Annotated in this window: 18 protein-coding genes; 9 read left to right on the top strand and 9 right to left on the bottom strand. The window is 62.5% G+C overall.

Translation table 11 applies throughout. From position 1 onward, the window contains the following. Positions 1-51: 51 nt before the first annotated feature. Complete coding sequence (gene glcC / locus GNZ12_RS09950) at positions 52-819, bottom strand: transcriptional regulator GlcC (protein WP_172310180.1); 768 nt, start codon at positions 817-819, stop codon at positions 52-54. A 250-nt stretch (positions 820-1,069) separates the two neighbouring features. Here glcC and glcD point away from each other — a divergent pair, with 250 nt between their 5' ends. The 5 genes from glcD (at position 1,070) to GNZ12_RS09925 (ending at position 7,701) form a co-directional block, all read left to right on the top strand. After that, a complete protein-coding gene (gene glcD / locus GNZ12_RS09945; protein ID WP_172310179.1) occupies positions 1,070-2,569 on the top strand; it encodes a glycolate oxidase subunit GlcD in 1,500 nt (499 codons plus the stop codon). Beyond that, positions 2,569-3,636, top strand: a complete 1,068-nt coding sequence (gene glcE, locus GNZ12_RS09940; RefSeq protein ID WP_172310178.1) for a glycolate oxidase subunit GlcE — start codon at positions 2,569-2,571, stop codon at positions 3,634-3,636. The genes glcD and glcE overlap by 1 nt, the downstream gene beginning before the upstream one ends. A 105-nt stretch (positions 3,637-3,741) precedes the next feature. After that, positions 3,742-4,998, top strand: coding sequence for a glycolate oxidase subunit GlcF (gene glcF / locus GNZ12_RS09935; RefSeq protein ID WP_172310177.1), 1,257 nt, complete (start codon positions 3,742-3,744; stop codon positions 4,996-4,998). Between the two features lie 19 nt (positions 4,999-5,017). Next, positions 5,018-5,422 carry a heme-binding protein gene (locus GNZ12_RS09930; RefSeq protein WP_172310176.1) on the top strand — a complete coding sequence of 135 codons (405 nt, stop codon included), beginning with the start codon at positions 5,018-5,020 and terminating at the stop codon, positions 5,420-5,422. A gap of 104 nt (positions 5,423-5,526) precedes the next feature. Continuing rightward, positions 5,527-7,701: a malate synthase G gene (locus GNZ12_RS09925; protein ID WP_172310175.1), complete on the top strand. Its 2,175-nt coding sequence runs from the start codon at positions 5,527-5,529 to the stop codon at positions 7,699-7,701. A 210-nt stretch (positions 7,702-7,911) separates the two neighbouring features. Here GNZ12_RS09925 and galU read toward each other — a convergent pair whose 3' ends face one another. Then, positions 7,912-8,829 carry a UTP--glucose-1-phosphate uridylyltransferase GalU gene (galU, locus tag GNZ12_RS09920; RefSeq protein ID WP_172310174.1) on the bottom strand — a complete coding sequence of 306 codons (918 nt, stop codon included), beginning with the start codon at positions 8,827-8,829 and terminating at the stop codon, positions 7,912-7,914. 305 nt (positions 8,830-9,134) lie between these two features. Beyond that, on the bottom strand, positions 9,135-9,278 hold the full coding sequence (locus GNZ12_RS09915) for a hypothetical protein (RefSeq protein ID WP_171983718.1): 144 nt from the start codon (positions 9,276-9,278) through the stop codon (positions 9,135-9,137). A gap of 241 nt (positions 9,279-9,519) precedes the next feature. Between GNZ12_RS09915 and GNZ12_RS09910 the strand changes: the two genes are divergently transcribed. Then, entirely contained in the window at positions 9,520-10,722 is a 1,203-nt protein-coding gene (locus GNZ12_RS09910; RefSeq protein ID WP_172310173.1) for an acyltransferase family protein, read from the top strand. Between the two features lie 265 nt (positions 10,723-10,987). Here the strand turns inward: GNZ12_RS09910 and GNZ12_RS09905 are convergent, their stop codons facing one another. From GNZ12_RS09905 to GNZ12_RS09895, 3 genes are all read right to left on the bottom strand, one after another. Then, positions 10,988-13,435, bottom strand: coding sequence for a glycosyltransferase family 4 protein (locus tag GNZ12_RS09905; protein WP_172310172.1), 2,448 nt, complete (start codon positions 13,433-13,435; stop codon positions 10,988-10,990). Continuing rightward, the gene (locus GNZ12_RS09900; RefSeq protein ID WP_172310171.1) at positions 13,432-14,898 is read right to left on the bottom strand and encodes a flippase; all 1,467 of its coding nucleotides are present in this window, start codon (positions 14,896-14,898) and stop codon (positions 13,432-13,434) included. The genes GNZ12_RS09905 and GNZ12_RS09900 overlap by 4 nt, the downstream gene beginning before the upstream one ends. Positions 14,899-14,965: 67 nt before the next feature. Further along, positions 14,966-17,167, bottom strand: a complete 2,202-nt coding sequence (locus GNZ12_RS09895) for an NHL repeat-containing protein (RefSeq protein WP_172310170.1) — start codon at positions 17,165-17,167, stop codon at positions 14,966-14,968. Positions 17,168-17,843: 676 nt separating this feature from the next. Here GNZ12_RS09895 and GNZ12_RS09890 point away from each other — a divergent pair. Genes GNZ12_RS09890 through gmd form a run of 3 tightly spaced genes read left to right on the top strand, consistent with a single transcriptional unit; the run spans position 17,844 to position 20,757 of the window. Continuing rightward, on the top strand, positions 17,844-18,932 hold the full coding sequence (locus GNZ12_RS09890; protein ID WP_172310169.1) for an acyltransferase family protein: 1,089 nt from the start codon (positions 17,844-17,846) through the stop codon (positions 18,930-18,932). Beyond that, entirely contained in the window at positions 18,929-19,660 is a 732-nt protein-coding gene (locus tag GNZ12_RS09885; RefSeq protein ID WP_172310168.1) for an SGNH/GDSL hydrolase family protein, read from the top strand. The genes GNZ12_RS09890 and GNZ12_RS09885 overlap by 4 nt, the downstream gene beginning before the upstream one ends. Positions 19,661-19,713: 53 nt before the next feature. Then, complete coding sequence (gmd, locus tag GNZ12_RS09880) at positions 19,714-20,757, top strand: GDP-mannose 4,6-dehydratase (protein WP_172310167.1); 1,044 nt, start codon at positions 19,714-19,716, stop codon at positions 20,755-20,757. Positions 20,758-20,855: 98 nt separating this feature from the next. Here gmd and GNZ12_RS09875 read toward each other — a convergent pair whose 3' ends face one another. The 3 genes from GNZ12_RS09875 to GNZ12_RS09865 are packed head-to-tail and all read right to left on the bottom strand — an operon-like array spanning position 20,856 to position 24,738. Next, a complete protein-coding gene (locus GNZ12_RS09875; protein ID WP_172310166.1) occupies positions 20,856-22,022 on the bottom strand; it encodes a glycosyltransferase family 4 protein in 1,167 nt (388 codons plus the stop codon). Further along, entirely contained in the window at positions 22,019-23,278 is a 1,260-nt protein-coding gene (locus GNZ12_RS09870) for a glycosyltransferase family 4 protein (protein WP_172310165.1), read from the bottom strand. The genes GNZ12_RS09875 and GNZ12_RS09870 overlap by 4 nt, the downstream gene beginning before the upstream one ends. Continuing rightward, positions 23,275-24,738: a glucose-6-phosphate isomerase gene (locus GNZ12_RS09865; RefSeq protein ID WP_172310164.1), complete on the bottom strand. Its 1,464-nt coding sequence runs from the start codon at positions 24,736-24,738 to the stop codon at positions 23,275-23,277. The genes GNZ12_RS09870 and GNZ12_RS09865 overlap by 4 nt, the downstream gene beginning before the upstream one ends. Positions 24,739-24,740 lie beyond the last annotated feature (2 nt).

Below are 24,740 nucleotides of genomic sequence, written 5' to 3'. Positions count from 1 at the left end.
GTGCCGGCTACGTCGAACCTTCGAGCTGAAACGGCTGCGCCACCTGCGCCACTATTCCCAGCCTTCCAGCCGCAGCGTTGCGCGCACGAGCCGCTGCTCTTCCTGTTCGATTTCCCGTAGGTTCGCGCATACGCTCCCGATATGGTCGGCCGCGGCCTTCTTCGCCTGTTCGGGCAGCTTGCCGGTGACGGCGTTATAGAGCCTGGCATGCTGACGATCGATCACCCGTTTTTGCGGCTCGCGGTGATAGAGATTGTTCACCGACGCGAACACCGAACTCAGCAGCAGATCGGTGAGCGTGCTCAAGGTATGCACCAGCACGGGGTTATGCGAGGCTTCGCAGATCGCGAGGTGAAACGCATGATCGAGGCGCGCGTGGGTGGACGCACTCGTCTCCTTACCGTGCGCCGCGAGCATTTCCTCGTAGCGGCGCGTGATCAGCACGAAGTCGGCGGGCGTGCCGCGCAGCGCCGCAAGCCGCGCGGACTCCGCTTCGAGCAAGGCACGCACTTCGAACAGATCGTAGAGCGTGCGCGGCTGCGAGCCGAGCAGATGCATCATCGGCGTGAGCATGGGTTGCGCGGTGAGGCTGGCGACGAACGAGCCTTTGCCGTGCGCAGTTTCGATGATGCCGCGCGCCCGCAAGAGCTTGAGCCCTTCGCGCAGCGCCGTGCGCGATACACCGAGCTTGTCGGTGAGGCGCCGCTCGGACGGCAGCGCCTGCCCCGTTTTCAGCACACCGTCGACGATCAATCGCTCGATACGCTCGGCGACGACGTCCGCCACTTGCCGAGAGCTTTCCTGATTCGCTGTCTGCATTGCAATTCCAACTGGTATGACCACCTTGGAATGCTAACACGCAGGAGCCCGGCTTGTCCGCTGCAGCCCATATAGGCCAGTGTACACGCCACATCGACTCTGAAAACATCAAATCAAAAACTGGTACGACCACTTATCTCAGCCGTCGACAGCGATTCTCACAGCCGTAACAATCCCATCTGAGACACGCTCGCGCGCCCGTGCCCACGGGTCTGACCGCCAGGTTAGCGCGACACCAGGAGCCCCCCACATGAGCTATCTCTACGACGAGCGCGTCGACGGCGCGCTCGCGGCGCACGACAAATCCGTAGTCGTCGCGCAGTTGCAAGCGCTGATCCCCGACCTGCAACTCCTCTACGAACAGGAAGATTTGCGGCCATTCGAATGCGACGGCCTCGCCGCCTATCGCGCGACGCCGATGCTGGTCGCGCTGCCCGACAAGGTCGAACAGGTCGAGGCGCTGCTGAAATTCGCCAACACTCAGAAGATTCCCGTGGTCGCGCGCGGCGCCGGCACCGGTTTGTCGGGCGGTGCATTGCCGTTGGACAAAGGCATTCTGCTGGTGATGGCGCGTTTTAACCGGATTCTCGATGTCGATCCGGAAGCCGGCATTGCCCGCGTGCAACCCGGCGTGCGCAACCTCGCGATCTCGCAGGCCGCGGCGCCCCATGGCATGTACTACGCGCCGGACCCCTCGTCGCAGATTGCCTGCTCGATCGGCGGCAACGTCGCGGAAAACGCCGGCGGTGTGCATTGTTTGAAGTACGGGCTGACCGTCAACAACATCCTGAAGCTCGAGATTCTCACCATCGACGGCGAGCGCATCACGCTCGGCTCGGACGCTTTGGACGCACCCGGTTTCGATTTTCTGGCGCTCTTCACAGGCTCGGAAGGCATGCTCGGCATCGTCACCGAAGTCACCGTGAAGCTGCTCACCAAGCCGCAAAGCGCGAAGGTGCTGCTCGCCAGTTTCGACAATGTCGAGAAAGCGGGCGCGGCGGTCGCACAGATCATCGGCGCAGGCGTGATCCCCGGCGGCCTCGAAATGATGGACAACCTCGCGATCCGCGCCGCGGAAGACTTCATCCACGCAGGCTACCCGGTCGATGCCGAGGCGATCCTGCTGTGCGAAGTCGACGGCGTGGAAAGCGATGTGCAGGAAGACGTGGAGCGGGTCGAAGCGCTGCTGCGCGCAGCGGGCGCCACCGATATCCGTGTCGCGAAAGACGAAGCCGAGCGCCAGCGCTTCTGGGCCGGCCGCAAGAACGCGTTCCCGGCAGTGGGCCGCATCTCGCCGGATTACTACTGCATGGACGGCACCATCCCGCGCCGCGAATTACCGCGTGTGCTCAAAAGCATCGAGGATCTCTCGAACGAATATGGCCTGCGCGTGGCCAACGTCTTCCATGCCGGCGACGGCAACATGCATCCGCTGATCCTGTTCGATGCGAACGCGCCCGGCGAAACCGAACGCGCCGAAGCCCTCGGCGCGAAAGTCCTCGAACTGTGCGTGGCGGTGGGCGGCAGCATCACGGGCGAACACGGCGTGGGCCGCGAAAAGATCAACCAGATGTGCGCGCAGTTCAATAGCGACGAACTGAGCTTCTTCCACGCGCTGAAGGCCGCTTTCGATCCGGGCGGCCTCCTGAACCCCGGCAAGAACGTGCCGACCCTGCACCGCTGCGCCGAATTCGGCTCGATGCATGTCCACCGCGGCGCACTGCCCTTTCCCGAACTGGAGCGTTTCTGATGTTGATCGAAGCGGTATCGATGGACGATAGCGAACGGCTCGTCGCCGAAGTCTCGCAAGCCTGGGTAAGCGGTGCGCCGCTGAGGATTCGCGGCGGCAACAGCAAGGCTTTTCTTGGCCGTCCGGTGCAAGGCACACCGATCGACACGCGCTCGCATCGCGGCGTGGTCAGCTATGACCCGACTGAACTCGTGATCACCGCGCGCGCGGGCACGCCGGTCGCCGAACTGAACGCCACGCTCGACGCGGCCGGTCAGATGCTGCCCTGTGAGCCGCCGACCTTCGACGGCACCGCCACCGTCGGCGGGATGGTCGCTGCCGGCCTCGCCGGTCCGCGCCGGCCGTGGTGCGGTTCGGTGCGCGATTTCGTGCTCGGCTGCCGTGTGATCACCGGTCAGGCGAAGCATCTGCGTTTCGGCGGCGAAGTGATGAAGAACGTCGCGGGCTACGACGTCTCGCGCCTGCTGGCCGGCAGTTTCGGCTGCCTCGGCCTGATCACCGAAGTGTCGCTCAAGGTATTGCCGAAGCCGCGCGCGGTCGGCAGCCTCATGCTCGAACTCGATGCGGCCGAAGCGTTGCGTGAACTGTCCGCGTGGCGCCGTGCCGCGCTGCCGGTCAGCGGCGCGGCTCACGTCGACGGACGCCTGCATGTTCGGCTCGAAGGCGGCATGGGATCCGTGGCCTCGGCCGTGGATCGCATCGGCGGCATCGAACTCGATCTCCAGTTCTGGGACGCCTTGCGTGAGCACCGTCTGGCGTTTTTCGACGACTCGCGCCCGTTGTGGCGCCTCTCACTGCCGAACGCTTCGCCGCTGCCCCGCTTGCCCGGCGACACGCTGCTCGACTGGGCGGGCGCGCAACGCTGGCTCAAAAGCGATGCCCCGGCCGCGACGATCCGCCAGATCGCTCATGCCGCCGGCGGCCATGCGACCTGCTTCACGCCACGCGTGGACGCCGAGCCGTTCACACCGATGCCGGAAGCGCTGCTGCGCTTTCACCAGCAGTTGAAGCAGCAACTCGACCCGCGCAGCCTCTTCAACCCCGGCCGCCTTTATGCCGGCCTTTGAATTCGGCCTGTGAATCCATGCCCATGAACCCGGTCCGCTGAACGCGGCCTGTGAACACGGGTCCGGTGAACACTGGCCTGTGAAGCACTGAAGGCGAACGACACCATGCAAACTAATCTCAGCGACGCCGCCAAAACCCTGTCGCGCGCCGACGAAGCCGAACAGATCCTGCGCTCGTGCGTGCACTGCGGCTTCTGCAACGCGACCTGCCCGACCTATCAGCTGCTCGGCAACGAACTCGACGGCCCGCGCGGCCGTATCTATCTGATCAAACAGATGCTCGAAGGCGAGCCGGTCACGCAGAAAACCCAGTTGCACCTCGACCGCTGCCTGACCTGCCGCAACTGTGAAACGACCTGCCCGTCGGGTGTCAGCTACCATGCGCTGCTGGATATCGGCCGCGCCGAACTGGCGCGACGGATTGAGCGCCCTGCCTCGGAACGCCTGCTGCGCGAGGGTTTGCGCCGGGTGATCACGAATCCGGCGATGTTCGGCGCGCTGCTCAAAACCGGCCAGGCCATGCGACCGTTTCTTCCGGCCGCGCTTGGACGTAAAATCCCCAAGCGAAGCGCTCGGTCAAATGCTGGGATAACACCCAGGCCGGCGCCGCGGCATCCGCGCAAAATGCTGATGCTGGAAGGCTGCGTGCAACCCGCGCTGTCACCAAACACCAACGCGGCCGCCGCGCGCGTGCTGGACCGGCTGGGCATCAGCATCGTGAATGCCCGCCAGGCCGGCTGCTGCGGGGCGACCGATTATCATCTGAATGCGCAAGAGGCAGGCCTCGCGCGGGCACGGCGCAATATCGACGCGTGGTGGCCCGCCATCGAGGCCGGCGCCGAAGCCATCGTGCAAACCGCGAGCGGCTGCGGCGCGTTCGTCAAGGAGTATGGGCATCTGCTGCGCCACGACCCTCGCTATGCGTCAAAAGCGCAGCGGGTCAGCGAGCTGGCGCGAGACCTCGTGGAGGTATTGGCTAACGAGCCGCTCGATCAGTTGCAGGCGGATCCCTTGCCGGCGAAGTTGCCCAATCAGGCGCGGCAGAAAATCGCGTTTCACTGCCCCTGCACGCTGCAGCATGCGCAGAAGCTGGGCGGTGCGGTCGAATCGATCCTGCGAAGGCTCGGCTTCGATCTCACTGCCGTGCCCGACGCTCATCTGTGCTGCGGATCGGCGGGGACGTATTCGATCACCCAGCCCGAGCTTGCGGAAAGATTACGGAGCAACAAGCTCGATGCACTGGAAAGCGGCAAGCCGGAGATGGTCGTCACGGCCAACATTGGTTGCCAGACACATCTGGACGGCGCCGGGCGCACTCCGGTGCGCCACTGGATAGAACTTGTAGAAGCATCCCTACCATAACCGAAACAGGAAATTCATTATGCTGAGCAAACCCGTGTTGACTGTTGCCGAAACGACCCGAATCCTCGAAGCCGCCCGCGCGGAAGCTGAGAAGAACCAGTGGGCTGTCGCTATCGTGGTGGTCGACGACGGCGGCCACCCACTCGGCATGCTGCGTCTGGACGGCAGCGCGCCGGCCAGCGCGTACATCGCGACGGAAAAAGCCCGCACTTCGGCGATCGGCCGCCGCGAAACCAAGGTATATGAAGACATGATCAACAATGGCCGCACCGCATTCCTGAGCGCGCCGTTGCAAGGCACGCTGGAAGGCGGCGTGCCGGTGATCGTCGACGGCCAGGTGGTCGGCGCGGTCGGCGTGTCGGGCGTCAAGTCGGATCAGGACGCACAGATCGCCCGCGCGGGTATTCAAGCGATCGCCGCTTAAGTTCGACATCCGTTCGGATTCGTTCAAAGCGGCATCAATAAAAGAAAGAAGCACAACACGGACCGGTGCCCCCACATCGGTCCCATTCAAGGATGGAGCAGTCGATGACTCAGATGAACCAGCGCGGTGGACTGCAAGTCGCCGCCAACCTCGACCAGTTCGTCGAAACTGAAGCCCTGCCCGGCACCGGTATCGACAGCGCCGCATTCTGGTCAGGTTTCGACGCCCTCGTGCACGAGCTGGCGCCAAAAAACCGTGCGCTGCTGGCCGAGCGTGACCGCCTGCAAACCGAACTCGACACCTGGCATCGCGCCAATCCGGGTCCGGTGCGCGATTTGCGCGCGTACCGCGCCTTCCTCGAAGGCATCGGCTACATCGTGCCGTCGCCGGCGAGCGTCAAAGCCACGACCGCCAACGTGGACACCGAAATCGCCGAACAGGCCGGCCCGCAACTCGTGGTGCCGCTGTCGAATCAGCGCTATGCGTTGAACGCTGCCAACGCACGCTGGGGCAGCCTGTACGACGCGCTGTACGGTACTGATGCGATCCCCGAGACCAACGGCGCTGAAAAGCAGAAGGCCTTCAACCCGGTGCGCGGCGCCGCGGTGATCGCTTATGCCCGCAAGTTTCTCGATCAGGCCGCCCCGCTCGCGACCGGCTCGCACGTCGATGCCACGCTGTATAGCGTCGAAGGCGGCAAGCTCGTCGTCACGCTGAAGAGCGGCAAGACCGAACTGAAGACGCCGGCGCAGTTCATTGGCTATCAGGGCGACGCGAGCGCACCGTCCGCCGTGCTGTTGAAGCACAACGGCCTGCACTTCGAAATCCAGATCGACGCGAACGATTCGATCGGCAAGACCGATTCGGCGCACGTGAAAGATGTGCTGGTCGAAGCAGCGGTGAGCACGATCATCGATTGCGAAGACTCTGTTGCCGCGGTCGACGCGGACGACAAGGTCCAACTCTATCGCAACTGGCTCGGTCTGATGAACGGCGATCTGGCGGAAGAAGTCACGAAGGGCGGCAAGACCTTCACGCGCCGTCTGAATGCCGATCGCGTGTACACCTCCGCAAACGGCACAGCGCCGGTCGTGTTGCATGGCCGCTCGTTGCTGTTCATCCGTAACGTCGGCCACCTGATGACGAATCCGGCCGTGCTGACGAACGACGGCCTTGAGATTCCGGAAGGCATTCTCGATGGCGTCATCACCACGCTGTGCGCGCTGCACGACCGCAAGCACAAGCTGAATTCGCGCACCGGCTCGATCTATATCGTGAAGCCGAAAATGCACGGCCCGGCCGAAGTCGCATTCGCGAGCGAGCTGTTCGCACGCGTCGAAGACCTGCTGAAGCTGCCGCGCAACACGATCAAGATGGGCATCATGGACGAGGAGCGCCGCACCAGCGTCAACCTGCTCGCCTGTATCGACGAAGCGTCCGAGCGTGTCGCGTTCATCAACACGGGTTTCCTCGACCGCACCGGCGACGAAATGCATACGGCGATGGAAGCCGGCCCGATGATGCGCAAGGGCGACATGAAGTCGAGCGCGTGGATCACCGCCTACGAGCGCAGCAATGTGCTGGTCGGTCTGAGCGCGGGCCTGCGCGGCCGCTCGCAGATCGGCAAGGGCATGTGGGCAATGCCCGACCTGATGCACGCGATGCTCGAACAGAAGATCGTGCATCCGAAGGCCGGCGCGAACACCGCATGGGTGCCCTCGCCGACCGCCGCGACGCTGCACGCGCTGCACTATCACCAGGTCGACGTGCAGGCGGTTCAGCAGGAACTCGAACGCACCGACTACGCGAAGGTGCGCGACGAACTGCTCGACAGCCTGCTGACGATTCCGGTCGTCGAATCGGCGAAGTGGACCGCGGACGAAATCCGTAGCGAAGTCGAGAACAACGCGCAAGGCATCCTCGGCTACGTGGTGCGCTGGATCGATCAGGGCGTGGGCTGCTCGAAGGTGCCGGACATTCACAACGTCGGCCTGATGGAAGACCGTGCAACACTGCGCATTTCCAGCCAGCACATTGCGAACTGGCTGCATCACGGCGTGGTGACACGTGAGCTGGTCGAAGAGACCTTCAAGCGCATGGCGAAGGTGGTCGACGAGCAGAATGCGGGCGATCCGCACTACACGCCGATGGCACCGGGCTTCGACACGCTCGCGTTCAAGGCCGCGCAGGCGCTGGTGTTCGAAGGACGCCAGCAGCCGAGCGGCTATACGGAACCGTTGCTGCATAAGTTCCGGCTGGAAGTGAAGAAGGGGCAGTAAAGGTTTTTGATTGTAGCCCGGGGTCAAGGCTTGATTTTTTGGACCCGGGTTTCAGCCACGAGCCAGGCCGGAAAGAAAGACGGGCGCCGCGTGATGCGGCGCCCGTTTTAATTCGCGCGGTCGTGCTGCGCGGTACTGTTGCGTGAATCTGATGCATCGAGCCGCTGCATGAAGCGTTTGCGACGGCCGCTTACCCTTTGCTTCTTACCCTTACGCCGCTTCAGCCGTGTACTGTGCCGGCACGCTCACTTGCATGTTGGCCTGCATATACGTTTGCAGATACGCTTCGAACTCCGCCTTCACTTCCGGATGACGCAGCGCGAATTCCACCGTCGCCTTCAGATAGCCCAGCTTGCTCCCGCAATCGAAGCGCGTGCCGAAGTAGCGATACGCGAGCACCTGCTCTTCGGTCAGTAGCGACTGCACCGCGTCGGTCAGTTGCAGCTCACCGCCAGCGCCCGGCTTGAGCGCGCGGATATGCTTGAAGATGGTCGGCATCAGCACGTAGCGGCCCACCACGCCGAGGTTCGACGGCGCATTGTCCGGTGCCGGCTTTTCGACGATGCCCGACAGCTTGATCACATTGTCTTCCCACTCGCGGCCGTCCACGACGCCGTACGAACGGCTGTCTTCGCGCGCGATGGTTTCGACGCCGATCACCGAGCTGTGATAGTGATTGAAGGTATCGACGAGCTGGCTCATCACCGGCTTCGCGCTGTGCAACAAGTCGTCAGCCAGAATCACGGCGAACGGGCTGTCGCCCACCAGTTTCTCGGCGCACAGCACCGCGTGGCCCAGACCGAGCGCTTCGGCCTGCCGCACATAGAAGCAGTCGACGTTCGCCGGCTTGATGCTGCGCACGAGGTCAAGCAGCTTCTGCTTGTTGCGCGCTTCGAGTTCCGCTTCGATCTCATAGGATTTGTCGAAATGATCTTCGATAGCGCGCTTGCTGCGGCCCGTCACGAAGATCATCTCGGTGATGCCGGCGGCAATGGCTTCTTCAACCGCGTATTGGATCAAAGGCTTGTCGACGACCGGCAGCATTTCCTTGGGGCTTGCTTTGGTAGCCGGCAGGAATCGTGTCCCGAGGCCCGCTACGGGAAACACGGCTTTGGTGACTTTCAGCATGGTAGGCATTCCCACATCGGTTAGAGATTGGTGTGTTCGCGGGCCTGGCGGCCACTCGATGTCGCCGAAAAGACTAACAAAAAGTTAATCCATTTCACGCGTTAATTTTCTCGATTAAAATAAATAAAGCGATTCGTTATCGATATTCCTGATCGCGGCCTGCACCAGGAAACAATTACGTATTCAAATCGAATTATTTTCGGAAATTCCGAAAATTTTACGTATCCGCCGGCGTGGATGGCGGGCAGCGCCTGAGCAGGTCCGCGCGTGAATCGCGGATGCGCTGAGGTGCACGACGGTACCGCTCATTCGTTCTCCTCAAGCTGGGGCAGTTTGCCCGGGCTGATGCGAAAACGGCGGATCGGCTCGTTGCGCAGCGCCTCCCGATAGGCGGACGCAGCGACAAGGATCAGCAGCACGGCAACGCCGGCGAGTAGATGCAGGTTCATGACTTCACCTCGGGTCAAGAGAATCCGTGCCTTAAATTAGCACAAAAAAACCGGCAAATAATTCGATGTAGCAAATGCTTATACGCAATTACAATTCGTCACAAAACCGCCATTTAATTCGATTTGCCACGCAATTTTTTATCGATTTTTTGCCGCGCGGTGCACTAGCATGTGATGCATCGCGGGCGCGCACAGCGTGCCCGGGAATAAGCTTTTTCCTCCTTCAGAATAAGGACCCCGCATGAGCGACTCAGCACTGGATGCCGCCGGCTCATCCCTGCCCCTCTCCCCGTCACGACCGGCCGCCGCGCTGCGCCCGCAGAACGACGTGCGCGCCGACAGCGCCGGCAAGGAACATGTGATCGACGCCATGCGGGGCTTCGCCGCGCTTCTGGTCGCGTATTTTCATTGCCGCCAGGTCGAATGGGTCGGCATGCAGGCCTTTCACCAAAGCGTCGGCCATTCATTCAGTCTGAGTACGCTTGCCGCCTATCTGACGTTCCCGATTGCGTGGGGTTCGGCTGGTGTGCCGATTTTCTTCGTGATCAGCGGCTATTGCATTCATCGCGGTGGCGCGCTGCGCCTCGCAAAAGATCCCGACTACCGGCTCGACACCGGCAATTTCTGGGTGCGCCGTTTCGCGCGCATTTATCCGGTATTGCTGGCGGCGCTCGTCCTGACTTTTGCACTCGACTGGGTCAGCTTGCAGTTGCCGCCGGTCAATCACAAGATCCGCGAGATCGGCCTGCAGGCGTTCCTCGTCAACCTGTTTTCGCTGCAAGGCGTGGCCGGCAAGACCTTTGGCTCGAACGGCGCGCTCTGGACGCTATCGCTCGAAGTGCAGTTCTACGCGATCTACCCGCTGCTATTCGCGCTGCGCCGGCGTCTGGGCATGACGTCCGTGCTGGCGATCGTCGCCGTGGTCAATGTGGTGTCCGCCTATGTGCTCGAGCGCCACGATATCCAGTTCTTCACGTCCTACTGGTTCTCGTGGATGCTAGGCGCGTGGATCGCTGACGCTAAGGCCCATGCTGCTCGGGATGCTCGCTCGTCGGTCTGGCTCTACGTGCTCGCCGTGGCGTTCATCGCGCTCGGCTGCGCGGCGTTCCATTTCGGGCAGTACGGTGCATTCCAGTTCTGGGCGGTTGGTTTCGCGTTCTACCTGTATAAGGCGCTGGAGCGCCGCAATGCGGATACCCCTGGCGTGCGACTTTTGTCGCGCTTCGGCGACTTCAGCTTCTCGCTGTATCTGATCCATCTGCCGATCTTCGTGCTGCTGTCGTCGATCCTGTTCCGCTCGTCGCTGCAAATGTCGATCTGGCCGTCGTTCGGCTACATGCTGGTGGCCGTGCCGGTGGCGTATGTGTTCTACCGGCTGGTCGAACTGCCGGCGATGCAGTGGTCCGCGAGTTTCAAGCCGAAGAATGTAGTGAAGCCAGCCTGAGAGCGATGCAGTAGAAAGGTCGGAGAAACACAATGTTCAGTGCAGAAACAGGTTTCTCCTTCGACAATGTGAGCAAGCCGTGCCGCGCCGCTGGGACCACGTTGGACAACCCGGTTGCATAGACGGCGAATGGCGCAAAAAAACGGAGCGAAGGTCCTTGGGACTTTCGCTCCGCTGCGCTAACGACAGGGACCGGCCGAGTCCCTGCCTACCCCCGCGTTAAATCACCTCGCCCAACCCTACGCCTGACAGCCCGCGCAGCCACTTAACGCCCCGCCACGCGCTTCAGAATCCGCTCAACATCTTCCACATACGTTGCGGTCCCGAACCGTCTCAACGCCGTCTGATACCCGTTCCTGACCAGCTTGTTGCGCAGGTCGTCGTTCGAACGCAACTCTGCGAGCGTGTCGGCGAGACCATGAGCGTCACCGGGCGTGCACAGCACGCCGTTCTCGTAGTCGTCGATAATCTCCAGCACGCCGCCCGCGCGCGCGGCCACCACTGGCCGCTGCGCCAGCATTCCCTCGACGATCACGCGACCGAACGGCTCCGGCGTGATCGACGTATGGACGACCGCATCGACCGCGCACATGCAGGCAGGAATGTCGTGCTGGAAGCCGAGGAAATGCACCCGTCCGCCTAGGTTGTGCGCGGCGACGAAGGCATGCAACTCGATCTCGTACGCGTCCTCGCCGAACAGCGGCGCACCCACCAGCACAGCATGCATGTGCGGATTGAGAACCATCGCTTCGAGCAGCACGTGCTGCCCCTTCCAGCGTGCGAGGCGGCTGAACGAGCCGACCAGAAACGCGTCCTGCGGCAGGTTCAGGCGCCGGCGCAGCGTCGCTTGCGGGACCGTGCGCAACGCGTCGAACGGTGCCGCGGAGATGCCGTTGAACACCACGTCGATACGCTTTTCGTCGAAGTGCGTAAGTTCCGCGAAGGCACGCGCGGAAGCCGCCGAATTGGCAATCACGTGCGTGAGACCGAGGCGCGCGCACCACTTGATGATCGCCAGTTGCTTGCCGCCGAAATGCTCCGGGCTCACGATGTCGCGCAGATGCCAGACCACCGGGCGCCTCGCGAGCTTGCCGGCAATCGCGCCGATCACCATCGCGCGCTGTGTGTTCGCGTAGATCACCTCGGCGTTGCGCGCGTGTTTCGCGGTGGCGCGCACGAGCGACATCAAGCCCTTGAGCGCCTGGCCCTTGGGCAACGAGCCGCCCTGCTTGCGGACATGGCGCAATGCGCCGGCGTCCAGCACGTTGACGGTCACACCGGCCTTGGCCAAGGCGGTACGGAACGGCCCGTCGTCGAACAGCACGACTTCGATGCGCGTGCGCAAAGCTTTAACGATTTCCAGCAGCGATAGTTCAGCGCCGCCGAGCACGCCGCTCTGGTCAACCGCGAGAATACGAGGAGTGCTGGCAGCCGCGGCTGCTTTAAAGGGGACATACGGCGGCAGCGTCGCCGAGCGCAATGCCGGCACTGAATCCCGCACATGAGCGAAGAAACGTTCGCGGAAATGGGCGGCGGAGAACTGCTCAGCGTTCGCGCGGCAATCCATCGGCGAAAAGCGCTTCATGTGGTCGTCGAAACGATTGACCGCTGCAATGATCGACTCGGCGTTCTGCTCATCGAAGAACATGCCCGTGGGCCGCGTCTCCGACAGATCGCGCACGGTTTCGAGCGCTCCGCCCTTGCCGTAGGCGATCACCGGCGTGCCGCACGCTTGCGCTTCGACCACTGAAATGCCGAAGTCTTCTTCCGCGGCGAACACGAACGCTTTCGCGCGGCTCATCTTTTCCTTGAGCACCTTGAACGGCTGGTAGCCCATGATCTCGACATTGGGCCCCGCCTTCGCGCGGATCTTCTGCATGTCGGGGCCGTCCCCGATCACTACCAGCTTGCGCTCCGGCATGCGCGCGAACGCTTCGACGATCAGGTCGATCTTTTTGTACGGCACCATCCGCGAGGCGGTCAGATAGAAATCCTCCTTGTCGGTGCACAGCGAAAACGCTTCGACATCCACGGGCGGAAAGATCACCCGGGCCTCGCGCTGATACACCTTCTTGATCCGCCGCGCGATGAAGTCGGAGTTTGCGACAAAGCCATCCACCGAATTCGATGTACGAATATCCCAGTTGCGGATGTAGTGAAGAATCAGGCGGGCCATCGCCGACTTCGGCCCGGCGGTCAGCTTCGACTGCTGCAGATACTGGTGCTGCAGATCCCACGCATAGCGGATCGGCGAATGCACGTAGCTGATATGCACCTGGTCGGGGCCGGTCAGAATGCCTTTCGCCACCGCGTGACTGCTGGAAATCACCACGTCGTAGGCCGACACGTCGAGCTGCTCGATCGCGAGCGGCATCAACGGCAGATACGTACGGTATTTGGTCCGTGCAAGCGGCAGTTTCTGGATGAACGAGGTTGTGACGGGCTTGCCACGCAGAAAGCTGCGGTCGTCGAGAAAATCGACGAGGCTGAACAGGTCCGCGTCCGGAAAGCACGCGACGATCTGTTCGAGCACCTTCTCCGCACCCGCATAGGTGACAAGCCAGTCGTGCACGATCGCGACACGCACCGTTTTATCGTTGCGCAACGCCGTGCGGCGCGACGGTGCCTGAACGCCGGGAACGGTAGTGAGTTCAGCCAGCGCGCTGCGCGTCGCGGGTTGCAGCACGGCTTCTTCAAGGACTTCGTGGTTCATGCGCTTTTCCTCGGATTCAGTCGCAACAGCAGTGAACGCGCAAGATCGCGCAAAGCGGGTGTCATCGTGATCGACCAGGCGACGTTCGCGCCTACCATCAACAGGCCGGCGACGATCGCCAAAGCGAGACTCGGCAGGAAGCTGGCAAGCCACAGGCTGGCCAGCAGAAAAGCGAGGTGGGCGAGCATGTCGAGCGCGATCTGGCGTGCGCGAATCGCCGACAGGCGCAGCAGCACGGCGTAATCGAACAGTGCCCTGCCGGCAACGGCCATCGCCGCGCCGGTCAAACCGAAATGCGTAATGCCGAACCACAATGCCCCTGCAAACAAGGGCAATTCGAACAAACCGACCCGCGCGGCGGTGGCCGGGTTGACCTGTGACTGGATCAGAATTCGCGTGACGTTCGCCTGGCCGACGAGCCACACGGCGACGATCATGATCCGGCCCACTGGCGCCGCCACGGTGGCGATCTCATTGCCGACCCACAGATGCAGGAACGGCTCGAGCACCAGCATCGCGACCAGCGCGACCGGGGTGAACACACCGTTAAGGAATTCGAGCGACTGCTGCGTGATGGTGTCCGCATCCGCGCGACCCACGGCAGACAGGCGCGGAAACAGCGTGCGCACCAGCGCGGTCGGCACAATGTTCAAACGGGTCACGAGATTCTGCGGCACCGTGTAGTACGTGACGAAACGCGCGCCGAGACTGGTGCCGAGCATCACGCGGTCGAGCGATTCGGCGATCATGTTGGTCACGCTCGCAATCAGCATCCAGCCGCCGAAGTTGAAGAGTCCTTTCGCCACGCCGAGTTGCGGCGGCAGAATGCTGCGAATGTCCAGCACCTTCAGCGCGGAACGGCCCAGCAGAATCGCGGCCAGAATCCGCGCGAACACCGCGGCGGCGAGCACGTTCTGCAAGGTCGCCCCCAGCCACAGCGCAGCGCCGAGCGGCAGCAACTGAAACAGGAAGGTGCCGATGGTCTGATTGGTGTTGTAGACGCCGAAGCGCTCCGCGCCGTTGATTGCCCCGGCGAACACCCACGACACGTTGGCAATCGGAATCGCCACCGCGAGCCACGGCAGCGCCATATAGACCTCATGCTGCAACTCGGGCGATACCTTGGTGAAATACGCGGTGTACAGAAACGCACCGAAATAGATGATCAGACCGCCGACGATGCCGGTCGCGAGATTGAGCCACGTCGCGCTCCAGAACACGCGAGCGCTTTCGCCCTTATCGCCCGAGGCGCGTGCCTTCGAGATGTGGTTCTGCGCGGCCATGCTCATGCCGAGATCGAGAATCCCGAAGTAGCCGATCAAGGTCCACACGAGACTGATCACGCCGTAGCGCTCGACGCCGAGCAGCTTGATATACGACGGCACGGTCACGAGCGAGACGAAAGTCGGCAGCACCAGCCCGAAAAAGTTGATCGCTACGTTCTTGAGAATGCCTTTGTCCATCGGATGCCTTGGGTTAACTCAGTTGCCTGATGATTCATTCGGAAGCCGTCGTGCCGCGAGCGTCACGTCACGGTTTCCAGCGATACATCATCACTTTCCCGCGCGCGTCTTCTTCGACGAACACGAGGTACTCGCCATTGCTGCGCTTCGCGGCGCTGATGCCATTGGGCACATCGACCCAGCCCGACGCGCGGCCCACTTCCGGGCCCGGACGGATCACGCCGACTTCGCGGCCGTTGTCCTTGTCCCACACGTGCACCGCGCCAACCGGCTCAACGCCGAAGATGTATTGCCCTTCGACCGTGAGGCCGATGATCGTGGCGATGGGCTTGGTCTGCGTGGTCCACGGCAGCGTGATCGAATAGCGCTGCACCGGACTGCCGCTCGACCATTTGTCGTAGCGCACCAGCACGCGGCCCACTTCCTTCCAGAAGCCCCGGTCCACCGGCGTATCAGGCGTATAGCCGGTTACATACATCGTGTCGGTGTCGGGGTCGTAGATCGCACGATGCAGTTCGGTGAACGGTTGCGGCACCGGGTACTGCGTGAGATTCGAATACGAGTAGATCGGATTGCCCTTCGCATCGAGTCCGCCGAAACGGAAGCGGTAGATGCCCTTCGAGTCGCGGGTGCGCCAGATGTCGCCGGCGGTATCGACCCACCAGCCCCAACCGCCCGCGAGCTTCGTGCCGCTCGTGTTCAGCGTGAATTCGTCCGTGTTGAACTTGCCGTCGCCGTTCACATCGCGCCAGATCCAGTCGCCGCCTGGCGGCGCATTCGGCACCTTGGCGACGGCGCGCTCACGCCCGGCGATGAAGCCCGAAGGAATCGCCACTTCACCGTCGTGCTGCGGGTCGAAGCGATAGATCTTCAGGTGGTCCGCGTACATGTCGGTCAGGTACAGGAACGTGTGGCCCTTGAGCTTGCGGGCGATCGGCAAGCCGGGATATTGGTCGGTGTGAAAGACAGGGTCGTCGGGATACTTGAAGCGGTTCGACAGAAAGCCCGCGTATTTCCAGTCCTGACCTGCAGGCTTCGAGAGATCGAGTTCGAAGCGTTTGTTGCCGGTGTAGACGCTGTCCGGACGTGACGGATCGATCCACGCGCCGTCGACGAACAACAAGCCTTGCACCTGCCAGTTCTGTTTGCCGTCCGGCGCATAGCTTTCGAGCGTAGCGCCGAGGCCCGCGCCGATCGGGTCGTAACGCGGTCCGATGCCGTTGGTCGACACATAGACATTGCCGCGCGCGTCCACGCCCACACCGGTCAACCCGTTGAAGCGCTGCGGTCCTGGTTTGCCGGGCGTGCCGCTGAAAATGCCGCCGCGTTCGCCGAGTGAGCCTGACTCCGTGTAACGGCCGTTGCTCTTGCTGAAGAACAACACCTGCTGACGTGGGCCGTTGTCGGCGATCAGAACGCGGCCTTGCGCATCGATGGCGATATCGACCGCGACCGTATCGGCGGGCAGCGTGAACGTTTCGTCGATGCGTTTGCCCGCCGCGGTGTAATGCTCCACATGCGGCGCCTTGTCGTTGCGCGTGCCGCTCAACACCCAGAGCGTGCCGTCGGGGGCAAGCGCCACGCGGCCCGGTTCGTGCACCGTCCACGTGGTTTTCTGCTGCATCGATTCCGCGTCATAGACCTCGATGCGATCGCGCGCCGTGTTCGCCGCGTAGAGCGTGGTGTCGTTCGCCGCCAAACCGCCGATTTCGGCACTCGTGCCGGTCGGCACTTCGTTCATCATCAGAAAGCCGGCTGCCAGTTGCGCATGCGGGTCCGCGTTTTTTGCGGCCGGCTGGAACGGCGCGGCGCGCTTCGTATCAGCGATTTGCCGGCGCGAAATACCGAACCATTGCTTGCCCTTTTCCGGCCACACGCCCTGCTCGACCAGATGCCCCTTCTCGTTGCCGACCGCGATCGCGAGGAAGGCGTACTTGCGATTCACCGCGACCGCGCCGCCGCCACTGTTGCCCCAGCCATGCGTGCCGCCCGCGAAGCCCAGCATCTTGCCGTTCTGGTAGACGCTCGCTTCAGCGCCGCTTTCGTCCCACGGCGCGTTCGTGTAGACCTTGCCGTCGGATGCGACCGCAATCGCGGTGATGTTGATCTGCGCCCACGTGCCGTCGCCGAAACCGAACGTGTTGCCAATCCAGGAATTTTTCGCGTTCAACACGGTTTCCGCGGATGCCGTGACGCCGACCGATGCCACCGTCATACCGGCAGCACAAGCAAGTACAGCAATCCAGGTTTTGAACGTGAAACGGACCAAAGTAATTCCTCCAATCAGGGCCGTGCCGCGATCGGGCAAATAGCCCGCGCGGGTGCAAAATCCAATGAAGTGACGGCAGAGACCGCTAGAAGCGACGTAAGGACGTGAGACTGACTGACGCAAGACCCGACGTATAAGACGAGGTTTTGGGACCAGGCTCACCGCAGAGCCGTCACCCAAACGCGAGCACTGAGCACGTGACGCACGCGCCCTCCTTGACCGCCCAATCCGCACGGCTCACATTACGCGGAAAAAACGCCGCGACGAAAATCAAAAATAATTCAAAAATATTCGACGCTTTAAGCGTGGCGAAAGAAATTGATTTAAAAATAGATTAAATGAAAATGGACGTGAATGCCTGCGTCCGGCAGCGTGGCGACGCCCATCTTTACCGATGCAACCTGATGCTTCCTGCACTTCTTACGCATTACGACATCTTCAAGACACAAGCATAAAAATCTATTTCGAATGGGTAACGAAACAACCTGTTGCAATCTGAATCATTTATCCATTTCATTCCCGTTTTTTCATCAATTTATTTTCCTTAGAATCGATTGCACTTCCGTTGCGACGCGAAGCGAGCGCGCCACAGGCTTCCTCTTCAGCCCTGTGCTTGACTTGAGAAGTCACGCGCGATCCTTCGCCCGGCTCATCCGCTTCACACCATGGACGGTTCATGACTGCTAGCGCACTGCCTTTAGCGCCTTCTCACTCCCGCCGCATCGTGCAGCTCGACGGCTTGCGCGCCATCGCCGTGCTCGCCGTATTCGCCCAGCACGCCTTGAAAGCGCCGCTGTGGATGGGCGTCGATCTGTTTTTTGTTTTGAGCGGCTTTCTGATTACCGGCATCCTGCTCGAACGCAAGGCGCGTCAGCAGTCTTATTTCGGCTACTTCTATGCGCGCCGGGCGCGGCGCATCCTGCCGCCTTATCTGCTGCTGATGGTGGTGTCGTCGATTCTGTTCGGCTTTGGTTGGGCGCAGCACTGGCAGTGGTACGCGTTCTTCGCGACCAATATCGGCGACGCGCTCAACCAAAGCGGGCACGACAGCCTGAATGTGCTGTGGTCACTGGCGGTCGAAGAGCAGTTCTATATTTTCTGGCCGTTCGTGATTCTGCTGCTGCCCGAGCGTGTGCTCGGCTACGTGGCCGCCGCGCTGATCGTGCTGGTGCCGGTGCTGCGCGCGATCGCCACGCCGTGGTTCGATTCGTTCTGGCCGATTTATTACCTGACGCCGTTCCGCATGGACTTGCTGGCCGCCGGCGCACTGCTCGCGGTCGCCGTACGGCGCGACCGCCACGCACTCGAGCCGTTCAAGGGCCTCGCCGTACTCGGCTTTTTTGCCGCGCTGGCCGTGCTTGCGTGGCTGCATCTGCACTACCCGCGGTTTCGGGCGGCGAATACGCCGCTGTCGAACGCCGCGCTCTATAGCGTTTCGTTGGTGCTTTGTACTTCCGTCGTGGTCATCGCCCTGCAAAGCAAAGGCATCGTCAAGCGGCTGCTGTGCAACCCTGTGCTGGTCTATATCGGCACCATCAGCTACACGATTTATCTGATCCACCTGAGCGTGCTGTACACGCTGTGGCCGCTGCATCTGAACCGCTATCTGACCGCTGCGCTCGCGCTCGCGATCACCCTCGCCTACGCCAGCATCACGTGGTTCGCGTTCGAAAAGCGTTTGATCTTCGGCACCGCAGGCAAGGCCCATACGCCCGCCGGCAGCGTTTCTGGAGGCGCGCCGCAAGCGCCGCAAAGCCGCGCATGAGGCGCCGCGCGTGGCTCGCCGCGAGCGTGTCGGCCACTGCGTCGGTGCTGGTTTTGCTGGCACTGGACGCCCATGCCGGAAGTCCGGCAACGCAGGTGCTGGTGGAAGCCTACGGTGATTCGACCACGCTGGGTATTACCTGCAGCAACGGCCACTGCGGACCCCAGTCGCAAAACGCCGTGTCGTATCTGCAGGAGGCGTTGCAGGCCAAACACGGCGACCGGGTACGTGTCACGAACTACGGCGTTGGCGGCACGACGGCCACCCAGTTGCGCGACGGCACCGGCAACCGCCGCGCCGGCCCGACCGCCGGCCTGCCATGGCGGGAACGGCTCGCCGCTTCATCCGCGCAGATCGTGTTGATCAACTACGGCATCAACGAAGTGATGCAGAACCAGACGCCCGAGCAGTTTTACGCGACCGAGACGACGCTCGTGAAAACCGCCCGCGCGCTCGGCAAAGAACCGGTTCTGCAGACCTCGAACCCGATGCCCGACAACCACCTCAACGCGCGGCTCACCGCGATGGTCGCGATGACGCGCCGCGTGGCCGCCGAACAGCAGGTGCCACTCGTCGATCAGTTCGCGTACGTCAGCAATCTGCCGGACTGGAAGACGCTGATGTCCGACGGCGCGCATCCGAAGCCGGGCTTGTACCGGCTCAAGGCTGAACAGGATTTTCAGGTCGTCGATCCGCTGGTGCGGCGACTGCTGGACGGCACGCTCTGAAGCTCTTTTTCAAGTGCGCTTCTTTTCTCTTTTACCCATAACGAAGGCAAGCTATGAGCCAACCACGCAAAGCGATCATCACCGGCATATCCGGACAGGACGGCGCCTATCTGACCAAACTGCTGCTCGACAAGGGCTACCACGTGACCGGCACCTACCGGCGCACGAGTTCGGTCAATTTCTGGCGCATTCGTGAGCTCGGCGTGCTCGATCATCCGAATCTGCGTCTGGTCGAACACGATCTGACCGATCTGGGCTCGACGCTGCGCCTGCTCGAAGGCGCACAGGCCGACGAGCTGTACAACCTTGCCGCGCAGAGCTTCGTGGGGGTCTCGTTCGACCAGCCCGTGACGACCGCCGAAGTCACCGGCATCGGCGCGTTGAATCTGCTCGAAGGCATCCGCATTCTGAATCCGAAGACCCGCTTCTACCAGGCGTCGACCTCGGAAATGTTCGGTCTCGTGCAGGCGGTGCCGCAACGCGAGGACACGCCCTTCTACCCGCGCAGCCCGTATGGCGTCGCCAAGCTGTTCGCGCACTGGTCGACCATCAACTATCGCGAGTCGTACAACCTGTTCGCCAGCAGCGGCATTCTGTTCAATCACGAATCGCCGCTGCGTGGCCGCGAATTCGTCACCCGCAAGATCACGGACACGGTCGCCAAGATCAAGCTCGGCAAACAGGACGCGCTGGAACTCGGCAACCTGAGCGCCAAGCGCGACTGGGGCTTCGCGCTGGAATACGTGGAAGGCATGTGGCGCATGCTGCAAGCCGATGAACCCGACACCTTCGTACTCGCCACCGGCCGCACCGAGACGGTACGCGACTTCGTACGCATGGCGTTCGCCGCGGCGGGTTATCAGCTCGAATGGTCGGGCAAGGAAGAGCGTGAGACCGGCATCGACATCGCCACCGGCAAGACACTGGTGCGCGTGAACCCGAAGTTCTACCGCCCGGCGGAAGTGGACCTGCTGATCGGCTGCGCGGACAAGGCGCGCGAGAAGCTCGGCTGGAAGCCGGAAACCACGCTCGAACAGCTGTGCCACATGATGGTTCATGCGGATCTTGGCCGCAATGAGCATCACGAGACATTTTGATTCTGAGTGGCGGCTGCTCGCGCAGCCGTCACATCACCCCATAAAAAAAGGCCTGATCGTCATGATTCAGGCCTTTTTTCTACTACGTCATCAAGCCTTTAGTGCACCCCACCCGCCGCGATCGCCTCGCTATACACCGAGGCCACCCGCTTCGCGATCACCGCGTTATCGAAGTTCTCGCGTGCATAGCGGCGGCAAGCCTCGGCATCCGGCAACTTCAGTGAACCGTTCAACGCACCGGCCAGACCTTCAGCGATCGCCTTCGCGCCGGTCTCCGGTAACACCAGATTCGGCGACAAGCCCGCCACCGCTTCCGGCAAACCGCCCACCGGCGTCACCAGCACGGGCGTGCCCGAAGCCAGCGATTCGACGGTAATCAGCCCGAAACCTTCGAGCGCCACCGTCGGCACCACGCTGATATTCGCCGCACGGTACAACGCCGCCAGATGCTGATCCGGCACGAAGCCCAGCAGCTTCACGTTGTCCTCGAGGCCCGCTTCGGTGATGCGCGCCTGTAACTCGCCTTCGAGCCGTCCCTTGCCCGCGATCAGCAGCAGCACGTCGGGCTCAGTGCGCTTGAGCAGCTTCACCGCATCGATCAGATCTTCGAGGCCCATGCGGCGCACCAGTCGCCGCACGGCCAGCACGATCGGCCGGTCCTGCGGCAATTGCAGTTTCAGGCGCGCCTCAGCCGGCGTAATCGGCAGATTGAACTGCTCGACATCCACACACCCCGGCACGACACGGACACGGTCCGGCGCGATCCGATAACGCGACGTCAAAATCTTGCCGAAGGCCTCCGACAAAACGATCAGCCGCGACGAGCGCGCATACACCGATTGCTCCAGATAGCGCTTGGCACGCTGGCCGAGCGAATCGGCGCCTTCCACGTGACTCTCGTCGGCCCACGGTCCCTGAAAATGCGAGACCTGCGGAATGCCGCGTGTCACATCGAGACCCGGAAACGTGTACAGCGCGAAGTGCGACGAAATCACGTCGGGACGCGAGGTGCTGATCTCCTGGCGCAGCGCGCGGCGTGCCGCCATCAGGCGCAACGGCAGCGATTGCGCGGCGGAACCGAAACCGTTGATCGCGCCACCGGTGTCCGCGGCGACTTTAGGCGAGCCTGCCACCACGCCGCGCACCGCGACGCCCGCGCCCGGCAAGGCGCCGACCAGCGAGTAGTACATGCGGTCGAGGCCGCCCGCGCGCTCGGGAAACCAGTGCATCCCGATCTGCAGCGATTTGATTGAGCGCGTTGTCATGATTGTTGCCCCTGTGCGTTTTTAGCGTTGTGGTGGATGGTCTGGCCGGCCGGCGTATTGAGCGTCAACGCGTCGGTCGTGGCGGCCACCGCGGCTTCCGTTTCACTGCGCCGGCGGTCCTGTTGCTGCCCCGCCAATTGCCGGTACAGCGCGATGTATTGCGCGGCCATCCGCGCCCAGCCGAAGCCGGTTGCCAGTTCATTGGCGGCGACACCCATCGCGCGGCGCGCGTCGGTGTTGTCCGCAAGATGCGCGACGGCCCCGGCCAATGCTTTGGGATCGTCCGGATCGTCGAGCACGATGCCGCATTCCGGCGTGATGATTTCCGCGCCGCCCGCCGTGCGTGCCGTGACCACCGGCAGCCCGGCGGCCATCGCTTCGAGCAGCGACAGGCTCATCGCCTCATAGCGCGACGGAAACACGAACGCGTCGACCGAATGCATCAGCACCGGCATGTCCTTGACCAGGCCGAGAAAATGCACGCGATGCGCAATGCCCAGCGCCTTCGCTTCGTCCGGATACGGACTGCCCGGCAGGAACCCGGCCACCGCGATCTGCACGTGTTCGGGCAGATGCTTGAGCGCGGCCAGCACCGTGCCGAGGTTTTTACGCGGTGTGCGCAAATCGCCGACGAACAGCAGCAGGAAGGCGTCCGCAGGCAAACCGAACTTCGCGCGGTCGCCCGTTGCGGCCGCGAAGCCTTGCGTATCGACGCCGTTGTAAATGACATCGACCCGGTTATGCGGCGTCAAGCCGATTGCGCGGATTTCATCGGCGACCTTTTGCGACACCGCCGTGATGACCTTCGAGCGCCGGTAAGCCCAGCGTTCGAGCAATGCGTTGCAGCGCGTGTAAACGGACTGATATGCGGACCACACGCCTTTCGTGAGCCCGAACGGGTAGTACTTGCTGCCGAACCAGCCGCTATGCACGAAGTGCGAGGTGTTGACGTCGGCGGACGCCCATGTGATGAAGCCATTCACGTGCAACAGGTCGAATTCGCGGCGATGCGCGCGCAGCCACATCGCGCTTCTGAACGCGAACACCTGCTGGCGCAGCAGATTGGTGGGCCACCAGCGGCCGATTTTTATCGGCACCCAGCGGACGTCCGGATGGGCAAGAAGATCAGGGGCGACATGTGACGCGATCAGCGTCACACCGATGTTCTCATCGAGGGCGGCGCGCGCAATCTCGTGGTTGACGCGCCCCTGGCCGTCGTTATGGCGCACGACGTGCGTGACAATGGCGACTCTCAATCAGTGCCTCCGTGGAGAATTAGCGTGCGTCTGCGGTTCATCTTTTCGTAGTGCACCGCGGAAAGGATCGAAAAAACACTCATGAAAAGCAGCAACCCGCCGGTGCCCACCAGCGAATTGGTGAACACCAGCATCGCGAAGGTCGCGAGGCTAAGGCTCAGGCAGGCGGAAACGAATTTGTCGTTGCGCAGCTTGAACGACGCGAGCGCCGCGCGCACCACCAGCCACACGATGCCGGACATGTAGAGCAAGGTGCCGGGCCAGCCGAGCACGAACGGAATATTCATCACGCCGCTGTCGAAGTTGCCGTACTGACCGAGCTGACCGCCGTCGTTCGAGAGCTTGGTCGAGGTGCCGGTCGCGCCCATGCCTTCACCGGAGACGTCGGTAAATGCCGTCTTCGCGAAGGTCGCGTAGAACTCGTTACGCGCGGCGTAGCTCTGGTCGTCGCTCAGGTTGACGAGCGTGTTCAGGCGCGCCTGCATCCGCTCGGCGACCGGGCCGACCGTGAGCAGCGGCACACAAAGTCCGGCAAGCAGCACCGCACTCGCAACGATCCGCACGCGCACCTTGTTGTTCGACTTGACCAGCTGGATCAGGAGCGCGATCACCCAGCCGCCCCACGTCGAACGCACGAGGCTCAGCGCGAACGCAAAGAAGCCCAGCGCCGCCGCGACCCAGCGCACGCGGTGCGTGGCCGCCATCACGTAGACCATCGCCCCCATCATCGCGAACGCGAACGGTCCCGACGAGTTCATCGTGCTGAATACGCGCACGCCCATCGGCACAGGGTCGCCTTGTGAATTCATCTGCGAGCCGAGCATCCACAGCGCGTCCCACGGCGGCATGATGAAGAACTGGATCAGGCCATAGCCACCCATCACCAGCATGCCCCAGATGAAGGTACTGACGATGGTGTCGCGATACTTCGGGTACTGACGCGTGTGCGCCATGATGTGAAAGCCGATCAGGATCGGATAGAGCCAGTTCGCGAGGTCATAGGTCGCGGCGAGCGGCCCGCTCGACATCACGCCGATCATGAACGCGTAGGCAAGCCCCATCAGAATCAGCAGCACCGGCAGGCCGCGCCGCTGCGAGAGCAGCGTGTAGTACCGGAGCAAGGAAAACGCACTGATCATCGTCACCGCGAGCGGCGCGACCTGGATCAGGCTGGTCGGCGTGAACGAACCTTTGGACCAGTCGGCGAGACGCCGGACTTCCGGGCTCAGGAACCACAGCCACCACATGAAGCCGATGTAGCGCGCCGGGCTCTTGAAGTAGAGCCACAGGCCCGTCAGGATCGCGAGCACCGGAAATCCGAGCGTGAGCACCGTGCCCTGATGCGCGATGATCAGCATCGCCGTGATCAGCCACAGTAAGACCTCCGGCAGCCACTCCTTGCTACCGCCGGACAGACTCCGCCCTGCGTTATCGCCACCGGCTCGCGTGATTGTCGACATCG

Source organism: Paraburkholderia solitsugae, assembly GCF_013177695.1.
GTDB lineage: Bacteria > Pseudomonadota > Gammaproteobacteria > Burkholderiales > Burkholderiaceae > Paraburkholderia > Paraburkholderia solitsugae.
Note: the sequence above shows the minus strand (reverse complement) of the source record. Positions and strands in the feature narration are given on the sequence as shown.

What these genes read in the sequence shown, in the direction of transcription:
- GNZ12_RS09930 (WP_172310176.1), top strand. Translation starts at nt 5,018, where the DNA reads ATGCTGAGCAAACCCGTGTTGACTGTTGCCGAAACGACCCGAATCCTC.
- glcF (WP_172310177.1), top strand. Translation starts at nt 3,742, where the DNA reads ATGCAAACTAATCTCAGCGACGCCGCCAAAACCCTGTCGCGCGCCGAC.
- GNZ12_RS09885 (WP_172310168.1), top strand. Translation starts at nt 18,929, where the DNA reads ATGAGGCGCCGCGCGTGGCTCGCCGCGAGCGTGTCGGCCACTGCGTCG.
- GNZ12_RS09915 (WP_171983718.1), bottom strand. Translation starts at nt 9,278, where the DNA reads ATGAACCTGCATCTACTCGCCGGCGTTGCCGTGCTGCTGATCCTTGTC.
- gmd (WP_172310167.1), top strand. Translation starts at nt 19,714, where the DNA reads ATGAGCCAACCACGCAAAGCGATCATCACCGGCATATCCGGACAGGAC.
- GNZ12_RS09925 (WP_172310175.1), top strand. Translation starts at nt 5,527, where the DNA reads ATGACTCAGATGAACCAGCGCGGTGGACTGCAAGTCGCCGCCAACCTC.
- GNZ12_RS09900 (WP_172310171.1), bottom strand. Translation starts at nt 14,898, where the DNA reads ATGGACAAAGGCATTCTCAAGAACGTAGCGATCAACTTTTTCGGGCTG.
- GNZ12_RS09875 (WP_172310166.1), bottom strand. Translation starts at nt 22,022, where the DNA reads ATGACAACGCGCTCAATCAAATCGCTGCAGATCGGGATGCACTGGTTT.
- GNZ12_RS09865 (WP_172310164.1), bottom strand. Translation starts at nt 24,738, where the DNA reads ATGTCGACAATCACGCGAGCCGGTGGCGATAACGCAGGGCGGAGTCTG.
- GNZ12_RS09910 (WP_172310173.1), top strand. Translation starts at nt 9,520, where the DNA reads ATGAGCGACTCAGCACTGGATGCCGCCGGCTCATCCCTGCCCCTCTCC.
- GNZ12_RS09905 (WP_172310172.1), bottom strand. Translation starts at nt 13,435, where the DNA reads ATGAACCACGAAGTCCTTGAAGAAGCCGTGCTGCAACCCGCGACGCGC.
- glcE (WP_172310178.1), top strand. Translation starts at nt 2,569, where the DNA reads ATGTTGATCGAAGCGGTATCGATGGACGATAGCGAACGGCTCGTCGCC.
- glcC (WP_172310180.1), bottom strand. Translation starts at nt 819, where the DNA reads ATGCAGACAGCGAATCAGGAAAGCTCTCGGCAAGTGGCGGACGTCGTC.
- GNZ12_RS09890 (WP_172310169.1), top strand. Translation starts at nt 17,844, where the DNA reads ATGACTGCTAGCGCACTGCCTTTAGCGCCTTCTCACTCCCGCCGCATC.
- glcD (WP_172310179.1), top strand. Translation starts at nt 1,070, where the DNA reads ATGAGCTATCTCTACGACGAGCGCGTCGACGGCGCGCTCGCGGCGCAC.
- galU (WP_172310174.1), bottom strand. Translation starts at nt 8,829, where the DNA reads ATGCTGAAAGTCACCAAAGCCGTGTTTCCCGTAGCGGGCCTCGGGACA.